We start from the raw sequence: 734 nt of genomic DNA on the forward strand, positions 1-734 counted from the left end.
TGCCGGACCGCCGCCGGGGCGGGTTCTGAGGAAGAGCGCCATGGCCGTCATGATCTCGCAGTGGTGCCCGGCGCGTGCCGGTGTCCGGCGCCCGGGGCCGGCCGTCCCGCCGCGGTCCGTCGAAAACCGGAGGAACCAGGGGTGCCGGCCTTGTTAAGGTGGTCGGCATGGCACGAGGTATCTGGTCGCAGAAGGTTCGATCCGCCCGCTGACGGCGGCGCCTTCTCCCTGAATCAGCGCACGCCGTTCCGGTCCCTGCCGGGCGGTCGTTTCGTGCTGCCCGGCTCCACTGCGAGCTGCGGAGCACCCGTTGAACCCCACCCTGACCCCCGAAGCCTCGTCCCTGCCCGTCGAGGCCGGTGCCAGTGCCCATGTCCGCGCCGACGGCGTCACCGTCACCCGCGGCTCCCGGCGCGTCCTGAACGACGTCTCGGTCACCGTCTCCGCCCGGTCACGGATCGCCGTCGTCGGCGAGAACGGCCGCGGCAAGACGACCCTGCTGCACGTCCTCGCCGGACTGCTCACGCCCGACGCGGGCACCGTGCACCGGACGGGTACGGTCGGCCTGGCCCGCCAGGAGCTGTCCGCGCGCGACGGCGAGACCGTCGGCACCCTCACCTCGGCGGCGCTGGCCCCGTCCCTGGCCGCCCTCGCCGCGCTGGACGAGGCGGGCCTCGCCATGGCCGGGGGCGACCCCGCCGCCGACGACCGCTACACCGCCGCGCTCGACGCCG

At 74.8% G+C, this 734-nt stretch carries 1 protein-coding gene; it reads left to right on the plus strand.

Translation table 11 applies throughout. The features are described 5' to 3' along the window. Positions 1-310: 310 nt before the first annotated feature. Positions 311-734 (plus strand): ATP-binding cassette domain-containing protein (locus B7767_RS33700; RefSeq protein WP_143652768.1); only part of this gene is annotated, 424 nt, incomplete at its 3' end.

It is taken from the genome of Streptomyces sp. 13-12-16 (assembly GCF_002114215.1).
GTDB lineage: Bacteria > Actinomycetota > Actinomycetes > Streptomycetales > Streptomycetaceae > Streptomyces.